The organism is Pseudoalteromonas sp. MMG022 (genome assembly GCF_021654245.1).
Classification (GTDB): domain Bacteria; phylum Pseudomonadota; class Gammaproteobacteria; order Enterobacterales; family Alteromonadaceae; genus Pseudoalteromonas; species Pseudoalteromonas amylolytica.
The window spans coordinates 20,431-38,459 of record NZ_JAKFZQ010000012.1; the positions used below are offsets into that span (position 1 = coordinate 20,431).

Sequence of the window (18,029 nt, forward strand, 5' to 3'; positions counted from 1 at the left end):
TTTAATATTATTGAGGACCTATAGAGAACAGCAATGCTAGAAACATTGAACAAGGTTGATAAAGCGTAGGGAAGATAGGTTGTTAGCCAGCATACACTGACTAACTGATTAGAAAGCTTTGGTGCTTGTAATACACCATAAGGCGTTTAACACCAAAATTTTATTAGGCGATAGTTTCTTAGTTAGAACCTATAGCTGATACCTACTGCGAGTGAGCTGGTATCTAAGTCGCCCATATCCATATATTGCCAGCCAATATTTAAAGCAATCCCGTTGTCCCAGTCGTATTGCCAACCAGCTTCGGCAAACAGTCCCATACCGTCATCTTCTTTGAGTTTTTTGCTATTTTGAGCGATTTCATAGTCGTAAAGCTGTGCCCCTAGTTTGCCGTAAAAGTGGCTATTGTCGGTTATTTTGTATTGGCCTTTGGCGGCTACGACAAAGTTATTGTAATCCAACTTATTGGCGTCCAATTCAAACAGCAGATTGTCGTTTCGGTTACAAACAAACTTATCATTGGTGATGTCTTTACAGTCCCAGTCATCAGCCTCGCTACCACCATTTAGACCCAATTCTAAGGCCCATATAGAATCAAACTGGTAGTTGTAATAAATATAGAGCGAACCAACACCATCACCATCCTGACTTGAGCTTTTATACTCTGCATCACCCCCTTGTAACTGGGCACCGATACGATGGGTTTCGTTATGTTGTTTAGCCTCAGTTGTAAAGCTTATTGCACTAAGTAGCGCAAGAGAGATAATTGAGTGCGTTTTCATATTCTACAATTCCTGTTTGTTTAAGATACAAAGCAGTGTAGAGATAAGGCTTGTGAGAGTCTGTTGTGGGTTTGTGAGGGGCTGTGGGAGTGTGTCAGAAAATGTAAAGAGCTGTATTAAATTGGACTATTTAAGATGCAAAGAATGTGTTTTGGCGTTTAAGAATATTCTTATCCCATATAAGGTTAACCCGCCAGCAATACCAGCGCATAGGATGTGATGTACTATCAAATGGGATGCGATAAAGGCTGGTATGTCTTGCAGGCCATCTAGGAGTGTGAACTTAGCAATAAGCAAACCATAAGCTGACAAATGTGTGAGTGTTGCCATTTTGAACGCGCGAGCAAAATGCTTATGTTGATAGGCTGGCATATTGAAAACGGCAAACTTGATCAATATCAGAGCTGAGATTGAAATTATTAAGCTAGCAACACCTAGCCCCAGTAATGATGTTTTGATTGTAGCAGCGAGTAAAATGTAAGCAAATACTTGCATGAATGCCTGACCTTGTAGATTTGAGTTTTGGATTGTAAGGAATGAGGGGATTTTGTCTAGCAGTTCATTTCAGTAGACATAGAAAATAAAAGTTGATTAGTACATTTTTTGAATTGACTTATTTCCTTGATTTGATACAACTATAGACTCATTAATCTTTTGAATTCTTATACTTTCATGACCCAATTAACGCATCTGACAAACCTGACAACATGGCAACGAAATAACGTTGTTGTGCGCGTGTTTGTGCTCTGCGGTTAATTATTTTTTCTAACCGCGATGATAAAAGCGGTTAGCCTCCAATTTTTTCCCTTTTATCGTCCAAACTGACAAGGATATAGATTATGCCCGTTCAGGCATCCTATTTGTTTGTGATCTTAGTGTGGTCAACGACTCCACTGGGGATCGTTTGGAGCAGTGAAACAATTGCACCAACATTGAGTGTTTTAATGCGTATGTCAATTGCGCTAATACTTGCTGGGCTGGTTGTTGCAATAGGTAATATCCGTGTGCCTTGGCATCGACGTGCTTGCACGCTGTATATGTACTCAGCCTTAGGTATTTTTGGTGGTATGCTGCTGAGCTATATGGCTGCGCAAAGCGTGCCATCAGGTGTGATCTCCCTAATATTCGGGATAGCCCCCATACTTTCTGGATTGCTTGCTCAAAAGCTGCTCGGTGAAGCTAAATTTACACCCATTAAAGTATTTGCTTTGCTGCTCGCACTGTGTGGTTTGTACTTGATATGTGCTGCACAGATCCAGCAATTGGACTTAGCGCCAAAGGGCTTATGCCTGGTTTTTTTGGCTGTATGTTGTTTTAGTCTCAGCGGAGTGCTTATCAAACGTGTTAAAGTTGCGATTCACCCAATGGCAACGACTTTCGGGGCATTGTTATTTGTGACCCCCATGTTTGCGCTTGTATGGTGGATGATTGATGGCACCTTGGCGATTGAGCAATGGCAAATGAAGTCGGTTTGGTCAACTGTATATTTGGGTGTGGTTGGTTCACTACTTGGGTTTTTAGCTTACTTTCATGTTTTGCAAAAACTGCCCGCAAGCACTGTGGCGCTTACGACATTAATTACACCTGGGTTTGCTATCGCTTTGGGAGCATGGCTCAATAATGAGGTGATAACTGGCAGCTTGCTGCTTGGTGCGGTAATTATTATTTCGAGTTTGGCGTTGTTCCAATTTGGTGAGCAGCTTAAATGGTTCACACCGCAATGTGATCAAGCCAAAAGCGATAGGTAGATGAAAAGCATATGAACACTTTATACATTACAGGGGCGGGAGTCAGCGCACAAAGTGGCATCCCCACCTTTAGGGGAGAAGATGGATTTTGGACTATCGGTAGCCGTAATTATACACCGAAGCAAATGGCTACTCGGGCAATGTATGAACATAACCCTGGTGAGTTTTTGAGTTGGTACTATAAGCGCTTTGTTACTTATCGTGATCACGGCCCAAATGAGGTGCACGCTTGGTTAGCTGACAAAACATTGATAACTCAAAACATTGATGGGTTAGACGCTAAAGCGGGAAATATGAATTATATCTCGGTACACGGACGCATAGATAAAGTGACTTTGTTTCACAACCAAGGTGACCCTGTATCACTAGAGCCTGCACCTTGGCACGAGGTGGATGAAAATAACCTTAAAGCGTCGCTATTGGATATTTTTAAAATTGGACAATTTGGCCCTCAGATCAATGAATCGCTCAAGCCCTATGTATTGCTCTTTGATGAGTATTATACCGATTTATATAATATCAGTCGTGCCCAAGAGATGATGATAGCAGCAGACAAAATCGTTTTTATCGGCACGTCGTTTAGTGTCAATATCACACAAATAGCACTTGAAATAGCCCGGTATAACCAAATTGAAGTTGAGGTGGTTGACCCTGTGCCGGCGCACATCGTGTACGATAAAGTGACCTACTATGCGATGCCTGCATCACAATATATTAAACGCTAACTAAGTGTTTATTGCGAGCCCACTAAGGTCATTACTTCTTCGTTGGCGTATTCAAACGCCGCCCCGAGTAGTAATATACGGTGATTATTGCTGTCTAACTTTGCAAAGTTAGCGCTTTTTTTCAAATGTTTACAGATCTGCACCAAAGTACTTGCCTGACTGTTTTGCTGTTTGATTTGCGCCTCCAGTAAAGCAAGCGCAGCGGTCAACTCATGGGCTGGCAGTGTGTCAAAACAGGGGTTATAGGCTAAGTAGCATTCCATCGGCATCAGTTGTTGATTGTTTTTACATGCCAGTGCCTTCGCCAGAGATTCATTCCGCTCAAACAGCATGAGTGAACGAATGTAGTTAAAAGGTGGTGGCGTAGGGTGTGAGTGCCCTAGCAGTGCATGTAGTATGGTATTACCATGTTCATTTTGTTGATCAAAGCCTTCGCTGGCACTTAGAGCGGGTGTAAAAAATGTCAGCTTATCTAGATCGTTAATACCTGCAATCAGCGGTTTGGGAATGGGCTTTTTTTCAAATAGTGTGCTAACCAAATCTTGAAAAAACTGATAAAGCGACTGATCACTCTGGGCCTGTTGATACAAGTATTTGAGTTGGGCAATGTTATCACTGTTGTTGCTTTGCTGATAAAACTCAACGAGTGCTTGCGCATCTTGGTGTTTGATTAGTTCTACCAACTTTATAACCGATTCTTGCTGACCCATTCTATTGTCACCACACTATGATTTGTTAGCTTCAGTGTAGAATAAAATGTTTTAAAAAGGGAGACTTATAAACGCCTTGTGGTTGATGTACTGCTTGAGGCATAACGCGTGCTCTACAAAAGTTAGTTCTCAGCGATAAAAACCACGATGTTAGTTCTTTAAGTATTTTGTAACAATATGCTGTTTGGAATAAAACTATTCGCTTTTCTCATTTGTTCACTACACTTAAAGCTTGGATCGCCCAAAGAGTAGTCATATGTTTGATGATGATTCAATTTTATTTAGCGGTGAAGAAGAGCCTGAAGACATTGTCGTAAAACCCCCATGGAAAGTGCTGATAGTGGATGATGAGGAGGATATTCACCAAATATCGAAGCTAGTTTTGGCACAAATGAAGTTTGATGGTCGTGGCATTGCATTCCTACATGCCTACAGTGGCCAGCAGGCCAAAGAGGTATTGAGCGAACATGACGATACCGCGTTGATTTTACTCGATGTTGTGATGGAAACCGCCGAAGCAGGGTTGGACTTTGCCAAGTATGTACGCCAAAGTGCCCAAAATGCCAAGGTCAGGATCATTTTACGAACTGGCCAGCCGGGTATGGCGCCAGAGTCTGACATCACCCGAGATTATGATATCAATGATTATAAAACCAAAACAGAACTAACCAGCAGTAAACTCAAAGCCGCAGTGATCGTTGCCCTGCGCACCTATCAGCACTTAGAAAAGGCGGAACATGTACAGTCGGGGTTAGACAAAATCATTCGCTGTACTAATTCATTGCTTGGGGACTGTGAACTGGTTGAATTTGAAGTCAAAGCATTTCAATCTATCGTGGAAACTCTGCCTTTAAGCCAACAGTTTGAACCTAGCCCTGTCACTGTGTTTATCGCACAACTAGATGTCCGAGCAGATAAATTGGATGTGGTGTTACCACAAGGAGAGTTGTTAGAAATTCCAAAACATATACTAGATGTATTTATTGGTAGTTTCGACACACATTTTTACCGCAGTGTGGTCATGGAGAACTTTGCGATTTTATATGTGGGAGACAGGCAAGATGGTGTGCCTGTATTTGTCGTCGCCCAGTACCTTAACACCATTGATGAACAAGAAGAGCTATTACTGCTAAGCCTCGGGCAAAATGTAGAAATAGCTTGGCGCAATGCCAAATTGCAGCTTAGGTTGAGCGATAGCAATATTGATTTAGAAAATCAAGTTGCTGAGCGTACAGCCGAGCTGACCAAAGCAAGAGAGCGGGCGGAGCAGGCAAATCTAGCAAAGTCTATGTTTTTATCCAATATGAGTCATGAGATACGTACACCACTGAATGCTATTTTAGGGTTTGCTCAGCTTATGGAAAGAGCCAAAGACTTGTCTCAAAGCCATAAACAAACGATGAGTAAAATCATCAGGGCAGGACATCACCTCCTTGATATTATTAATGATGTACTGGATATCTCGAAGATTGAAGCGGGATCTATGCAACTGAACTCTGGTGATTTTGAACTCAGTGGCTTACTTGAAGACCTCAGTAGCATGTTTAAGCTCAAATGTGAGCAAAAGCAATTGGCATGGCGTTTGGAAAATAATGTTCATGGCAAAATTTCTGTACACGGTGATCAGGGAAAACTACGACAAATATTGATCAACTTATTAGGAAATGCTGTTAAATTTACAGACAGCGGCGAAGTTAGGTTGGTACATTCACAAAGCGATGATGACGTCTATCATTTTGAAGTACACGACACCGGACCGGGTATATCTAAGCAGGAGTTGAGTAATTTATTCACCAGCTTCACACAGGGCAGTGCGGGTGTGGAAAAAGGTGGAACTGGGCTTGGGCTGTGTATTTCGAGCAAGCAGGTAGCGCTTCTGGGCGGTAAGCTTAACGTATCCTCTGAACAAGGAGAGGGAAGCTGTTTTTCTTTTAGTATCCAACTGCCACCCGCTAAAATGGATATCAACCAGCGAAAAACAACAGAGCTCACTCAGCTGTCATTGCGCGCTGGTAAAAAACTGCGTGCACTGTGTGTGGATGATGTTGCCTATAATCGAGAAATATTAGGCCAAACGTTACTGTCCTGTGGTATTGAGGTTGAATATGCTGAAGACGGCAGCCAGGCGCTTGAGAAAATAAAACATCAGCCATTTGATATTGTTTTCCTAGATTTGTTGATGCCAGTAATGCGGGGTGATGAAGCAGTGCAAATCATTCGCAATGATCTAAAGCTCAGCGATTTAAAATGCGTAGCCATTTCTGCGTTTAGTTTACATCACGAGGTACAGCATTACTTAAGCATTGGTTTTGACGAATTTATTGGCAAGCCTTATACCATAGAGCAGATATTTGACTCGCTTGTGCGCTTTTTTCCTGAACACTTTGAGTCAAGTGAGCTTGATAGTGCACAGGCACAAGCTAATCAGCAGGTTAAGAGTATAGAGCTATCTGACTTTACCTTACCAAAAGCTCAACGAGCGCAGTTGCTGTCGTGCGCACAGATCAATGGCACCTCGAAAATTAAACAAATATTGCAGGAAATAGAGCAACAGCAGCCAAATAACAAGCAACTTACTCAATATTTAGCTAACTTTATAAGTAAGTTTGATATGGCGGGGTTTATCACCGCACTGGACGAGGTGCAAGATGAATGATGATTTGGCATCACTCAACAATTGCAAGATATTGATAGTCGATGATAAAGCTGAAAACCTAGAACTGCTTACGGGTTTTTTAGAAGCGCAGGGATATGAAGTCGCTTTTGCTACCTCAGGTAAAGAGGCTATTAATATCGCCACTATCTTTTTACCACACCTAATATTACTAGACGTGATGATGCCGGGGATTGACGGGTTTGAGACCTGTAGACGACTCAAGTCGCTTGACAAGGTTAAAGATGTTCCTGTGATTTTTGTTACCGGTAAAGCAGAACTAAGCGATATTGTAGAGGCGTTTAATGTGGGGGCGGTCGATTATGTCACCAAACCGATTCGACAGGAAGAATTGTTAGCGCGGGTGTCAACCCATTTGCAGTTGCAGGCGCTGATAAACTTACGAGACGAGTTGATTTCCACACTTCGCGATAAAACACTAGAGCTTGAGAAATTATCTAAGCTAAAAGAACAACAGTTAGAGGCATCTCAGCAATTTAGCCATTTAGGTGAGCTGGTGGGGGAGCTCACGCACGAGCTTGGTACGCCGCTCAGTGTGATAAGCACAGCAATTACACATTTGGATGATAAGCAGCGGGAGTTAAACCAGAAAGTTCAACAGCAAACCTTGGCCAAGAGTGATTTACAGGCATTTATTGATAATTCAGCGCAAAGCTATGACATTGTACTTTCAAACTTAAGTAACGCAATGAATCTTATAAACAGTTTTAAGCATATTGTCGTGGGAGAGTTTAGCGGTGCCATCACAGAGTTTAATTTATTAGATTATTTATATGATATTCAAAGAGTTCTACACCCCAAACTCAAACGCTTACCCCATGAGGTACAAATTACTTGTCCAACGGCTTTACAGATCACATCTGACGCTGGGGCGCTGTCGCAAATATTGATTAACCTGATTAACAATGCCCTCATTCACGCATTTTCGCAAAGCACTGCGGGTCACATTTATATCGATGTGAGTCATCAAAACCAACAAATTACGTTAAGCATTAAAGATGATGGACGAGGCATGGACACTGATAGGCTAAATAAGATATTTGATAAATACTTTTCCACTCGCATTGGCCAAGGTGGTAGCGGACTTGGATTATATATAGTGAAAAACTTGGTAGAAAAAAGCTTACAGGGTCATATAGAGGTCAGCAGCCAAATTGGAAAAGGAACGCATTTTTGTATCACCTTACCTCAACACATGGCTGTGCATGAACAAAGTTAGCTAGAGTCATATTTTTTTGTTTGGTTACTGACGTAGCCCACAGAAGTAGCAATTAGGTAGTAAAAGCTTTAAGTACTCACTCCTAAAGATTCTCATCGTGTAGATAAAAATAACTCACTAGTCAGTGGGGTATTTTAGTTTTATAAATCGCGCAGTGCTTAGTTGCACGATGCTGTGATGTGTCAACAAAGCGTAATTGATACGTCACGATTAATGACTCTAATGATTAGGAATTATCATGTTAAAAACTTTGATTGTGGTTGAATCTGAGCAAACCGCAGCTGAGTTTGGTTTAGCCAATGTGCTAAGTTTTGAACAATACCTGCAAGATTACCCAAAGCGTGATGAACCGAAAACACGCATCATCAATCTTTGTGATACTGGGCAATATTTGAGCAAGGGCTATTATTGTTCACTGTTGGCGGAAGCGCGTAAGCATGTCGTGTTGCCGACGGTGAAAACCATTAATGCATTGCGCACGGAACATTTAGACTTTTCTTTGACGGCAGCTCAGCGAAAAGCGCTTGAACAAAAACCCCAGTGGGTGTTTTTTGGACAAACAGACGTTGTAGCATTAGAGGTTGTGGCCGCGACTTTGTACAAGCGTTTTGCGGCACCGTTACTATGTATTCGTTTAATGACTGAAAATCGTCTGATTGTGGAGCAAGGCTCAATCACTCAGTTAGATGAAGCGCAAAAATCATACTTATTTAGCGCGATGGCGAAGTTGAGTGAATCTGTTTGGCGACTCGGTAATAAGCAGCAACATGCTCGTTGGGAAATGGCGATTTTGGTTGACCCACAAGAGCCTTCACCGCCAAGTGATGACGATGCGATTGCTAAGTTTGTGAAAGCGGCTCGTAAAAATGGCATTCATGCACAGGTGAAAACCATTCACACCCTTGATGATATCAATCAATATGACGCGTTATTTATTCGCCAAACAACCGCTATTGATCATGTAACTTATCGGCTAGCGAGTAAGGCGGAGGGTGCAGGTGTGGTGGTGATGGATGATGCAACATCCATTTTGCGTTGCTGCAACAAAGTGTATTTGCATGATGCGTTTAGTTACAACAAAGTACCGACATTGAAGACTCAGGTTGTCAGTGATGCGAGCGAGCACACTCTCATGCAGTTAGAGCAGCTATTTAGTTACCCCATGGTGTTAAAGATGCCTGAAGGCTCATTTTCTCGTGGTGTTTACAAAGTTAAAGAGCGCCAACAGCTTATAGAGCGATTGGAAGAGCTATTGGCAGAGAGTGCGCTGGTACTTGTGCAAGAGTATTTATATACCGATTTTGACTGGCGTATTGGGGTACTTAATGGTCGGGCAATTTATGCTTGTCGCTACCACATGGCTAGAAATCACTGGCAAATATATAACCACGATTCGAAACGCTTTAGTTCTGGTGGCTTTGAAACACTGCCGACCTTTGAAGTGCCAAGAGCGGTACTATCCGCTGCACTAAAGGCTTGTAAGGTAATTGGCAATGGTTTATATGGGGTTGATATTAAAGAAGTAAATGGCAAGGCCTATGTTATTGAGGTGAATGACAACCCAAGCATAGATCATAAAGTAGAGGATGCCTATTTAGGCAATGAGTTGTATATGCTGATCATGGCAGAATTTGTTAGGCGCTTAGAGGCGAGAGGGAAATATGAATAGCAACGCGGTTACGCTGCGTTTTGCCAATTCAGACGATTTAGCGCAACTGGCTAAAATAGAGCAAAGTTGTTTTAGTAACGATAGGTTGAGTGTGCGTAGTTTAAGGCACTGGGTAGGCGCTAAGCATGGCTTATTTTTAGTCGCATGCTGTGATGATGCGGTCGTCGCCTACGCACTGGTGTGGTGTTTAAAGGGCACGCGCTTGGCTCGACTGTATTCACTGGCAGTGTTGCCCGCTTATCGTGGTCAAGGGATTGCACAACTGTTGCTTAGTGAACTTGAGTTGCTTACACAACGCCGTGGCCGAGCATATCTACGATTAGAAGTGTCGGCTTTAAATAAAGCCGCAATATCGCTGTATAAAAGTCTGGGCTATCAAGTGTTTGGTGCCTATAGCGATTATTATGGAGATGGTAGCGAAGCGTTACGTATGCAAAAGCGGGTGGCCAGATTTGACGGTAAGGGCATACAGCTACAGGTGCCTTGGTACAAACAAACCACAGATTTTACCTGTGGCCCTGCTGCATTGATGATGGCGATGCACAGTCTTGACTCTGAGCAGCCTCTAACACAAGTGCAAGAGTTGGCGATTTGGCGCGAAGCAACCACTATCTTTATGACCAGTGGTCATGGTGGTTGCCATCCAATTGGTTTGGCGTTGTCGGCCATTAACCGAGGTTTTAATGCCCAGGTATTCTTAACTCAGCTGACCCCACTGTTTTTGGAGGGAGTGAGAAGTGATGATAAAAAACAAGTGATGAGCGTTGTCCATCAAGAATTTGTGTCACAGGCAGATGCTCTGGGTTGTCAGCTTAATGATAAACCTTTGGAGTTAGAGCAGCTGCATAAGCTACTGAAGTGCAACCATAGGGTACTGATGTTAATTAGCACCTATCGTTTAGATGGAAAAAAGGCACCACATTGGGTGTGCGTGACAGCAATCGATGATCATTGTGTATACGTGCACGACCCCGAACTGGACTCATCTCAGCAGTCCATTGACTGTCAACACGTCCCCATTGGCCTTGAAGAATTCAACAAAATGGCCACGTTTGGTAAAAACCGTTTACGAGCGTCCATCGCGATTGCAATGTAATTCTGTGGCTGGTCGAGTAAAGTACCAGCCTACAGCAAACCCACATCCGCATAAAAACCAAAGCAAGCTTGCCAGTAGTGAAAACCCCGTGGTTTGTTGCCAATAGATGACACTCAATGGCACAGCTGCCAGTCCCCTTAAGGTACAAAGTATTGCTAACGTGAGTAAAGCCAGCCTTTGTAATGGTATGGTCCGAATGATGTTTGCACCAGCGAGTGCATAAATGCCACATAGTAAAAATAATAGAGATATAAAAACACTCGCCACCGGCGCAAGCCATGTCCCTTGTATTGCAGACTCAATAATGACTGGAGGAGCGAGCTGTGAGCGATAACATTGCTCGCCTAAATATATACAACTGAGGTGCGCCAAAGCGGTGATGGTTGCCATAGCGGCGCAAAATAGCAGACAGTACTTAACTAACTTTGGCAAACCATAGGCCCTTTCTGGTTGTAACTTGTACATGTATAGTGGCTATAGTACGGATAACAAAGATTAATCACAATGACAGAATATACATACCCAACCATTCTTATCACCGGTGCTTCTAAAGGGGTCGGTGCGGCCTGTGCTCATGCTTACGCAAACGCTTACCCACAAGGAGTGAATCTGGTGCTAGTGGCAAGGAACTTAGCGCCTCTTGAACAGGTAAAAATGCAATTAGCCAGCTATACAAACTGTCAAGTTTTGCTCGTTCAAGCAGATGTTGCCTCATTAGGAGATTGCGAGCGTATTATCGCGCAAACCGTCGAGCAGTTTAACAACATCAATGTATTGGTCAATAACGCTGGGTTGCATCATCGTGGTGAGTTTTGCAAGTTGCATGCTCAGCAAGTGGCTGCGATGGTCGATGTTAACTTACGAGCGCCATTAGTATTAACGTCGCTTGTCCTAGAACATATGCAAGCGGATGGGCCCAATGCAGTGGTGATGGTTGGCTCGCTTGCTGGACTTACACCGTTACAGGGGGCGGCCACATACAGTGGTACTAAAGCAGGTCTAAGGGCTTTCACGTATGCCTTACATGACGAGCTTGCTAGTCAGCATACAAATATTGCAGTGGTGTCTCCAGGCCCAATCGACACGGGTTTTATTATGGATGAAATTGATCAAGTTGAAGACATTGTTTATTCACAGCCCATGAGCAGTGCTGAGCAAGTCGCTGATGCGGTCGTCCGATTGAGCCAATCCGATAAAACAGAGATAGCCATGCCAAAAGCCAGTGGTAAACTGGCAACATTCAGTTATCTATTTCCTCGTTTTCGCCGTAGTGTCAGAGGGTTACTTTATCGCATTGGTGCCAAGAACAAAGCGAAGTATCGCCAAATGCAGCGCAAGTAAGACCTGAATTCATGGTTTGTTCAATAAATCCACTAGCCAGTTTCTAAATTCTGAAATTCTTTCTCTGCGTGGTGAGTCTGGATTGAATAGAAAGCTGTAACGTACGCTGGGTTCGCAACTGATGTCGAAAGGTTGTACTAGCAAGCCTTGTTCTAGATAATGCTTGGCTTGCATTGGCGAGCCCAAACATACTCCATGTCCTGTTATTACTGCCCCTAACGCAAAATCCATGTTGCTGACTTCTAACCACTGACTGTTGTCACTACAACGTGAAATACCCGCTTTATTAAACCAATTTTGCCAATAGTCATTGTAGGTGTAATACACCAACTGACAATGCGCCATGTTGGCTATATCGTTCAGCTTGGCTTGTTGGGCGAAGGTTGGGGAGCAAAGCGGAACCAATTGATCCTCTAGGATAACCTCCTGTTCCAGATCGGGAAATTGCGAATGACCATAGCGAATAGCGACATCTACTTCGGTATGGCGGATATCTTCAACAGCGGGTGAAACAAGTACACGAACGGCAATGTGGGGGTAGGCTTGCGCAAAGCGCCACATATTGGGGATTAAGATCATCGAGGCGAACGACTGGGTTGTGGTGACCGTGAGTACTCCCTCCAAAGGCTCACAACTTATCTGCTTTACGCTGGCAGCAATACTTTCAAAGCTATCAGAAAGAGCTTGTGCAAGTTGCTTTCCTTGTGAAGTCGGTTGCATGGTACGACCCTGTCGATAGAACAGCTTTCGGCCAAGATGTGATTCTAACAGTCTAATTTGTTGGCTTACTGCGGCTTGTGTCACGTACAGCTCTTGGGCAGCTAAACTATAACTTTGGTGGCGCGCAGCCGCTTCTACATAACGCAGTGCAGTAAAATGATTTAATTCTTTATACATAAGCTAATCTTATAGTTGATGTTAAAAATCATCGTTCGAGAGAATGTTCTTTTTTGTCAATAATGACATGGTTTGATAATCACAGGAAATAGCAATATGACTCAGAGATCACATAAAGAACATGAAAGGAGCGCAGGTTTAGCGAACAATGTAGAGCAAGTTAAACATAAACAACTGATGTCATTGTTAACTTTAATTGCTCAGAAATTCCAACTTGGCCAAGCGATAAAGACAAAATAATTATTAGTTGAAATTTATCAGCTGTAAGGCTGAAGTTTCCATGGATGTGGCTTGGTTAAAATAAATTCAAGCTTTCACATTTGGTGCACTTTTACTTGCCAATGTTTCACTGGAATCATATTAAGGTTTGGAGTGACACTATGAACAACGTAAAGTTTGCACGGGCAATAGTGCTGACAGCAGTTTTGAGCGCATTACAAGTATCAGCATTGGAAGCTAAGCCAAAGCCTAAGCATCCACCAAGGCAGCAACAAATCGCATCGCCATTAGACCTAGAGCTTTCAGCCTTGGCAGTACAGCATGGCCTAACGGGGCGTGTTGAGGGGGCGCAGCAGCTGCCCAGGATTTCAGATCCTATTGCACAGTTAGGCATGCAGCTGTTTTTTACCAAGGCACTTGGTGGTGAAAAGACGGTAGCGTGCGCCAGCTGTCATGACCCTCGACTTGGTGGTGCGGATGGACTGTCATTGCCAATTGGTACTAATGCAGTTGACAGTGATGTCGTTGGCCCAAGTCGCCAGGCCATCAATGATGAGATAAATATACCACGAAACTCACCGACAATTTTTAACAGTGGGTTTGCCTCACATTCTTTATTTTGGGATGGCCGTGTGGAGCGTGTTGTTACCACCGATGAACAAGGTAATGAAATTAGCTTTATTAGTACGCCGGATTCTGGTTTTAATCAACCGGACGAACAGGCGGGTAATACTTTGGTGAGCACCTTGGCACGTTTTCCTGTCACATCACGAGAAGAAATGCGAGGCCAAGCCTTTGAGACGGCAACCACCAATGATCAAGTGCGTGCTCATCTAGCCGAGCGTATTGGTGATTACGGCTCTGAGCAGGGGAGCCTCCCGACTAACGATTGGTTACAAGCATTTCGCGAAGCATTCAATTCACAGGACGATGCACAATCGCTGATCACATTTGATAATATTGCTTTTGCGTTGGGACAGTACCAGTCTTCATTTGTAATGGTTGATACGGATTGGCATCGTTATGTGCGAGGAGACTTAAACGCGTTGACAGAGCAACAAAAGCAAGGTGCTAAGTTATTTTTCACTCAGATCTCCGATGGGGGCGCTGGATGTGTAAATTGTCACAGCGGTGAAAGATTTACCAACGACGGCTTTTTCAATTTAGCATTTCCGCAATATGGTATTGGTACTGATGAAAACCATGCTGACATCGGTCGTGCAGCCATTGATCCTCAGCCTCGCAACCAGTTTGCATTTCGAGTACCGAGCTTGATCAATGTTGCTTTGACTGCACCCTATAGCCATGCTGGAGCATATGAAAGCCTAGCGCAGGTGGTTAGTCATTATTCGAACCCCGAGCAAACCGTGGAGCAATTTTTCCAAAGTGGTGGCGCTTGTGGGTTAAAGCAGTTTGCCTTGAGCGCACAGTGTGAGACACTCAATCAACACTCAAGAGAGAACACCGATGCGGCCTTGAGCTTGTTGCGCACTTCGCCATTTGTGGCGGCAAATTTAGCGCCACAACAGCAGCAAGACTTAGTCGCATTTTTACATGCGCTAACAGACAAGTGTGCCAAAGACAGGGAGTGCGTGAGACGTTGGATCCCAAATCGTCATACACCAGACCCTGACAATTTGCGCTTGCGTGCGCCGCGCAGAACGGGCGGATAACCAAACATTATGAAACTGACCATTCGTGTCAAACTGTTGTTACTTATTTTGATAGCTAATACCGCTTTGGTATTAGCTATTTATGCAGCAAACAAACTTGCGTTTGAAAAAAGTTTTTCTACATACATCGAAAATACCTCTAGAGTGCAGCTACAGGAAGTGATAGCCAAAGTTGCGCAAACTTATGAAAAGCATGGCTCCCTTGCATGGGTTTATCGAGGGTCAGACGATTGGGAAAGCCTTGTGCGTTTTTATTATGAGCAATCAAGGCTCTCTGGAGATGGCTTTGAGAGCCATGAAGGACGGCGGCCTCCACCACCAAGGAAAGAAACTCGCCCTCCTAGGCCACGTCGTCACGATGAAGGGCATGGTCCGAGACCACGTGCTGATGAAGAGTTTAGCCGTCGATCAGAGCACCGCCCACCGCCACCTAGGGCGGGAAACCGTCGTTTGTTACTCAAAGACGCTGATGGTCAATTATTGATGGGCAGTGCGCAAAATACCAAAAACACGTTTTGGTTCCCAGTTTACAAAACTGATCATCTAAATGACCCCAAACAGGAGCAAGTGATTGCCTATTTGGGCGTAGAGGGCAGTGCGTTGATCCGCAACGAGTTTGATCTGCTTTTTGCAAAGCAACAGCAACAGCAGTTTATTATAATCGCGTTGATTGCTTTGTTAGTTACTGTGGTATTGGCTGTGCCATTTAGTAAATATATGGTCAAACCTATTGTACAATTAAGGCGTAACGCGAAGGTGCTGACTCAAGGGGACTACAGTGCCCAAGTTGATATCAGCAGCAAAGATGAACTCGGTCTGTTAGCGCGAGATATGAACCGTTTGGCAGATACCTTGGCGCAAAATCAAGTGGCCAGACAACAATGGATAGCAGATATTTCCCATGAATTGCGTACACCAATCGCGGTTATTCGTGCCGAGTTGGAAGCGATGATTGATGGCATTATTGACAGTACGCCCGAGCAATTAATGTCGCTACATGAAGAAATCCAAAGGCTGACTCGATTGGTGGATGACTTACACCAATTATCGTTATCCGATCGTGGCGCACTAACTTATCACATGGCGACACACAATTTACATGATATTCTGTCGCGTACATTTGCGAAAAGTCGCCATCAAATAGATACCAAGCACCTAGTATGCACATTACAATGTAGTGAAGACTTGGCACTTGATTGTGATGAACAGCGTTTGGGACAACTGTTTGATAACCTACTGCAAAATACCTTGCGCTACACTGACTCGTCATTACAACACCCCGGAACACTTGACGTTAAAGTCACTCAGCATAATGGTGAAACAAAAATATGCTGGCAAGATAGTGCGCCAGGCGTATCTTCAGGCCAACTTGAGAAGCTGTTTGACAGGTTATATCGTGTGGAAGGGGCACGCAGTCGTGAGGCTGGAGGCTCGGGGTTAGGGCTGGCTATTTGCCAAAGTATTGTGCTGGCACACAATGGTCAAATCAGTGCAGACTTGAGTGAACTGGGCGGTCTCGCTATTATGATCACATTGAGGCATTAAGTGGACACAATGTGTGGCAAACAAACATATTTTAATTGTAGAAGACGAGCCAAAACTGGCCGATATTCTAGCTAAATACCTGGCGCAGGAAGAGTTTACTAGCCATTGTGTGCTTGATGGCGCTTTGGCAGAAGAAGCATTTAAACAACAGCAACCTGCGTTGATTCTACTGGACTTAATGTTGCCCAATGTGGATGGTATTGAGATCTGCAAACGAATTAGAGCCTATTCTAATGTGCCTATTGTGATGATCACCGCTCGGGTCGAAGAGGTTGATAGATTGCTAGGCTTAGAAATTGGCGCAGATGATTATATTTGTAAGCCCTATAGCCCCAAAGAGGTCGTTGCGCGTGTTAAAGCAATACTGAGGCGTGTAGCGCTGAATCAAAAAGGGCAAATATCCGAGTTGGAAAGTAAACTAAAATTGGATGAAGAAACCCTTTTTGCCTCATTTTTAAGTGCGAAAGTGGCATTAACACATGTCGAGTTTATGTTGCTCAAAGCAATGTATGGTCATCCTAGCCGCATTTATAGCCGAGATGCACTGATGGATCAAATTTATGAAGACAGCCATATTGTCAGCGATCGAACCATAGACAGTCATATCAAAAAAATTCGCAAAAAACTGCACAGTATCGCACCTGAGCATGAGTTTATTCACTCTATCTATGGAGCGGGTTACAAGTTTGAAGCACAGAATAATTAGCGAGGCGAGCTGAGCAACTTAGTGCTGGCAAGAGTTACATATCGACTCGAAAGCTAACGTCGGTGATGTTGTCTTGGATTGCGTTGTGAGTATTGCTGGTGTAGCATTTCGCAATATTAGCGCAAAAAATGTCCGATACTGGGTTTTGTTGGTTATTAGCTCTGACCAAAACCACATCTGCAATGGGTAAGATTGGCAGGCTTTTGTCGCTAAGCACGCTTAAGCTTCCTTTGCTCAATACCGACATCGCGCCAATCGCAAAACCATTGCGCACAATGCCGCGTTGCGCACTGGCACTGCCACTACAAGCGATGATGGTAAACTCGCGATTGAGTTTATGTAACCCTTCAATGGCAGCTTGATGAAAACGGCAATCCCTCTGGAAAATAGCAATTGGCAAAGGTTGTTTGTTGTGCGCATCACATTTGGGGTTGTACACCCACACGCCTTGAGTTGATTCGAGCAAGTAACCTTCCTCAGAATCTGATGAGCGAGTGATGATGGCTAAGTCTAGATGGCCGCTATCGATCATAATTTTAACTCTATTACTGGGTGTACAGGTTATTTGTAAATCTAGATTTGGCCATTGCTGATGAAGTAATTGAACAACTTTAGGTAAAACAGACTCCGCGTAGTCATCTGGGCAGCCTAGACGAAGCAACGTGCTAGGCTTAACAGCGTTCATTTGTGCCAAGGTTTCATCGTGTAATTGCAATAGTTGTTTAGCGTAGCGCGCAAATATTTGCCCATCGTAAGAGAGATTAAGTAAACGACCTTGTTTTTGAAACAATGATTTATTTAAGTCTTGCTCTAGCTTTTTCATTTGCATGCTGATGGCTGATTGTGTGCGATTCACTTGTTTGGCGGCACGGGTAAAACTGCCAGTTTCAACAAACGCCAAAAAACTTCTCAATGCATCAATGTCCAAAAATTGCTCCAACCTATCAGTAATGCTTATAGGTTATATCAAAATTATCCGTTAGTCAGAACTGTTTTTATTGGGTTTAATTGCGTGACATCGCACGCTA

General features: G+C 43.6%; 16 protein-coding genes. 10 read left to right on the plus strand and 6 right to left on the minus strand.

Features of this window, described 5'->3' with window-relative positions:
* Positions 1 to 182: 182 nt before the first annotated feature.
* Complete coding sequence (locus tag L1070_RS12130) at positions 183 to 779, minus strand: porin family protein (protein WP_237125743.1); 597 nt, start codon at positions 777 to 779, stop codon at positions 183 to 185.
* Positions 780 to 905: 126 nt separating this feature from the next.
* Positions 906 to 1,274: a hypothetical protein gene (locus L1070_RS12135; RefSeq protein WP_237125744.1), complete on the minus strand. Its 369-nt coding sequence runs from the start codon at positions 1,272 to 1,274 to the stop codon at positions 906 to 908.
* A gap of 344 nt (positions 1,275 to 1,618) precedes the next feature.
* On the opposite strand from L1070_RS12135, the gene L1070_RS12140 reads away from it, so the two are divergent.
* Both L1070_RS12140 and L1070_RS12145 read left to right on the plus strand, forming a co-directional pair.
* Complete coding sequence (locus L1070_RS12140) at positions 1,619 to 2,527, plus strand: DMT family transporter (RefSeq protein ID WP_237125745.1); 909 nt, start codon at positions 1,619 to 1,621, stop codon at positions 2,525 to 2,527.
* A gap of 11 nt (positions 2,528 to 2,538) precedes the next feature.
* Positions 2,539 to 3,252, plus strand: a complete 714-nt coding sequence (locus L1070_RS12145) for a Sir2 family NAD-dependent protein deacetylase (RefSeq protein WP_237125746.1) — start codon at positions 2,539 to 2,541, stop codon at positions 3,250 to 3,252.
* Positions 3,253 to 3,260: 8 nt separating this feature from the next.
* Here L1070_RS12145 and L1070_RS12150 read toward each other — a convergent pair whose 3' ends face one another.
* Positions 3,261 to 3,962 carry a hypothetical protein gene (locus tag L1070_RS12150; RefSeq protein WP_237125747.1) on the minus strand — a complete coding sequence of 234 codons (702 nt, stop codon included), beginning with the start codon at positions 3,960 to 3,962 and terminating at the stop codon, positions 3,261 to 3,263.
* Between the two features lie 256 nt (positions 3,963 to 4,218).
* Here L1070_RS12150 and L1070_RS12155 point away from each other — a divergent pair, with 256 nt between their 5' ends.
* The 4 genes from L1070_RS12155 to L1070_RS12170 all read left to right on the plus strand — a co-directional run bounded on the left by L1070_RS12155 (position 4,219) and on the right by L1070_RS12170 (position 10,620).
* Positions 4,219 to 6,618: a response regulator gene (locus L1070_RS12155; protein ID WP_237125748.1), complete on the plus strand. Its 2,400-nt coding sequence runs from the start codon at positions 4,219 to 4,221 to the stop codon at positions 6,616 to 6,618.
* Positions 6,611 to 7,855, plus strand: a complete 1,245-nt coding sequence (locus L1070_RS12160; RefSeq protein ID WP_237125749.1) for a hybrid sensor histidine kinase/response regulator — start codon at positions 6,611 to 6,613, stop codon at positions 7,853 to 7,855. The genes L1070_RS12155 and L1070_RS12160 overlap by 8 nt, the downstream gene beginning before the upstream one ends.
* Positions 7,856 to 8,093: 238 nt before the next feature.
* Positions 8,094 to 9,524 (plus strand): RimK family protein, encoded by a 1,431-nt coding sequence (locus tag L1070_RS12165; protein ID WP_070986584.1) that lies wholly within the window; start codon positions 8,094 to 8,096, stop codon positions 9,522 to 9,524.
* Positions 9,517 to 10,620 (plus strand): GNAT family N-acetyltransferase/peptidase C39 family protein, encoded by a 1,104-nt coding sequence (locus L1070_RS12170; protein WP_237125750.1) that lies wholly within the window; start codon positions 9,517 to 9,519, stop codon positions 10,618 to 10,620. The genes L1070_RS12165 and L1070_RS12170 overlap by 8 nt, the downstream gene beginning before the upstream one ends.
* Here the strand turns inward: L1070_RS12170 and L1070_RS12175 are convergent.
* Entirely contained in the window at positions 10,591 to 11,085 is a 495-nt protein-coding gene (locus L1070_RS12175) for a hypothetical protein (RefSeq protein ID WP_237125751.1), read from the minus strand. The genes L1070_RS12170 and L1070_RS12175 overlap by 30 nt on opposite strands.
* A 39-nt stretch (positions 11,086 to 11,124) precedes the next feature.
* Here L1070_RS12175 and L1070_RS12180 point away from each other — a divergent pair, with 39 nt between their 5' ends.
* On the plus strand, positions 11,125 to 11,961 hold the full coding sequence (locus tag L1070_RS12180) for an SDR family NAD(P)-dependent oxidoreductase (protein WP_237125752.1): 837 nt from the start codon (positions 11,125 to 11,127) through the stop codon (positions 11,959 to 11,961).
* A gap of 9 nt (positions 11,962 to 11,970) precedes the next feature.
* On the opposite strand, the gene L1070_RS12185 is transcribed toward L1070_RS12180, so the two are convergent.
* Entirely contained in the window at positions 11,971 to 12,858 is an 888-nt protein-coding gene (locus tag L1070_RS12185) for a LysR substrate-binding domain-containing protein (protein WP_237125753.1), read from the minus strand.
* Between the two features lie 380 nt (positions 12,859 to 13,238).
* Here L1070_RS12185 and L1070_RS12190 point away from each other — a divergent pair, with 380 nt between their 5' ends.
* From L1070_RS12190 to L1070_RS12200, 3 genes are read left to right on the plus strand one after another with little or no spacing between them, the layout of a single operon-like run.
* Positions 13,239 to 14,750, plus strand: coding sequence for a cytochrome c peroxidase (locus L1070_RS12190; RefSeq protein WP_237125754.1), 1,512 nt, complete (start codon positions 13,239 to 13,241; stop codon positions 14,748 to 14,750).
* A 9-nt stretch (positions 14,751 to 14,759) separates the two neighbouring features.
* Positions 14,760 to 16,295 (plus strand): ATP-binding protein, encoded by a 1,536-nt coding sequence (locus L1070_RS12195; RefSeq protein WP_237125755.1) that lies wholly within the window; start codon positions 14,760 to 14,762, stop codon positions 16,293 to 16,295.
* Between the two features lie 13 nt (positions 16,296 to 16,308).
* A complete protein-coding gene (locus L1070_RS12200; RefSeq protein ID WP_070986590.1) occupies positions 16,309 to 17,001 on the plus strand; it encodes a response regulator in 693 nt (230 codons plus the stop codon).
* A gap of 34 nt (positions 17,002 to 17,035) precedes the next feature.
* Here the strand turns inward: L1070_RS12200 and L1070_RS12205 are convergent, their stop codons facing one another.
* Positions 17,036 to 17,929, minus strand: a complete 894-nt coding sequence (locus L1070_RS12205; protein ID WP_083330581.1) for a LysR family transcriptional regulator — start codon at positions 17,927 to 17,929, stop codon at positions 17,036 to 17,038.
* Positions 17,930 to 18,029: the final 100 nt, after the last annotated feature.